We start from the raw sequence: 1,371 nt of genomic DNA on the forward strand, positions 1-1,371 counted from the left end.
GCCGTGGAAATGGTGTTCGGTGTAACGGTGAAGGCTGTGAACACGATAACGGTCAAGGGCAAGCGCAAGCTGTTCAAAGGCCGTCCGGGTCAGCGGTCGGACTATAAGAAGGCGATGGTCAAGCTGGCTGACGGCCAGACCATCGACCTGACGACGGGGGTGTAAGCAGATGGCATTGAAAACTTTCAAGCCCATCACGCCATCGCTGCGTCAACTGGTTCTGGTTGATCGCTCGGAGCTGTGGAAGGGTAAGCCGGAAAAGACGCTGACCGAGGGTCTGAAGAAGACCGGCGGGCGCAACAATACCGGCCGTATCACCGCGTTCACGCGCGGCGGCGGGCACAAGCGCCGCTATCGTCTGGTCGACTTCAAGCGTCGCAAGTTCGATATGATCGGCACCGTTGAGCGGCTGGAATATGATCCGAATCGGTCGGCTTTCATTGCGCTCATCACCTATACCGATGGTGAAAAGGCGTACATTCTGGCCCCGCAACGCCTGAAGGCGGGCGATGTGGTCGTGTCGGGCGAAAAGACCGACGTGAAGCCGGGTAATGCCATGCCGCTGCGGAATATTCCGGTCGGCACGATCGTCCATAATGTTGAGATGAAGATCGGTCGCGGTGGGCAGCTCGCCCGCGCCGCCGGGTCCTACGCTCAGCTCGTGGGCCGCGATCAAGGGTATGCTCAGCTCCGTTTGGCCTCGGGCGAACTCCGCATGGTGCGCGGTGAGTGCATGGCATCGATTGGTGCCGTGTCGAACCCCGACCAGCAGAATGTGAATTATGGTAAGGCTGGGCGTAAGCGCTGGCTGGGCCGTCGTCCGTCTGTCCGTGGTGTCGCGATGAACCCGATCGACCATCCGCACGGCGGCGGTGAAGGCCGCACGTCAGGCGGTCGTCATCCGGTTACCCCCTGGGGTAAGCCGACCAAGGGCAAGAAGACCCGCAATAACAAGGCGACGGATCGGCTTATCGTCCGCCGTCGTCACGCGAAGTAACGAAGGAGAACCGCCGTGGCGCGTTCCGTTTGGAAAGGTCCGTTTGTTGACGGATACCTTCTAAAGAAGGCAGATAAGTCCCGGGCTTCGGGCCGGAATGAGGTGATCAAGATTTGGTCGCGTCGTTCGACGATTCTGCCGCAATTCGTGGGTCTGACCTTTGGCGTTTATAACGGCCAGAAATTCATTCCCGTTCTGGTGACGGACAATATGATCGGGCACAAGTTCGGCGAGTTCTCGCCGACGCGCACGTTCTACGGTCATGCCGCCGACAAGAAGGCAAAGAGGAAGTAAGGCTATGAGCAAGAAACCTTTGCCCCGGCAGCTAGCCGATGTCGAAGCGCTGTCCGTTGTTCGCAACATGCGCGTTAGCG

General features: G+C 59.2%; 3 protein-coding genes. All 3 read left to right on the forward strand.

Annotation, left to right across the window (positions count from 1 at the left end):
- The first annotated feature begins 9 nt into the window (after positions 1-9).
- From rplW to rpsS, 3 genes are read left to right on the forward strand one after another with little or no spacing between them, the layout of a single operon-like run.
- Positions 10-165 carry a 50S ribosomal protein L23 gene (gene rplW, locus VZ95_RS19185; protein WP_084627932.1) on the forward strand — a complete coding sequence of 52 codons (156 nt, stop codon included), beginning with the start codon at positions 10-12 and terminating at the stop codon, positions 163-165.
- A gap of 4 nt (positions 166-169) precedes the next feature.
- Positions 170-997, forward strand: a complete 828-nt coding sequence (gene rplB, locus VZ95_RS19190) for a 50S ribosomal protein L2 (protein ID WP_045777291.1) — start codon at positions 170-172, stop codon at positions 995-997.
- Between the two features lie 15 nt (positions 998-1,012).
- Positions 1,013-1,291: a 30S ribosomal protein S19 gene (gene rpsS / locus VZ95_RS19195; protein ID WP_045777292.1), complete on the forward strand. Its 279-nt coding sequence runs from the start codon at positions 1,013-1,015 to the stop codon at positions 1,289-1,291.
- The last annotated feature ends 80 nt before the right edge of the window (positions 1,292-1,371 follow it).

This window comes from Elstera litoralis (assembly GCF_000963705.1).
In the GTDB taxonomy this organism is placed as follows: domain Bacteria; phylum Pseudomonadota; class Alphaproteobacteria; order Elsterales; family Elsteraceae; genus Elstera; species Elstera litoralis.

What these genes read in the sequence shown, in the direction of transcription:
- rplW (WP_084627932.1), top strand. Translation starts at nt 10, where the DNA reads ATGGTGTTCGGTGTAACGGTGAAGGCTGTGAACACGATAACGGTCAAG.
- rplB (WP_045777291.1), top strand. Translation starts at nt 170, where the DNA reads ATGGCATTGAAAACTTTCAAGCCCATCACGCCATCGCTGCGTCAACTG.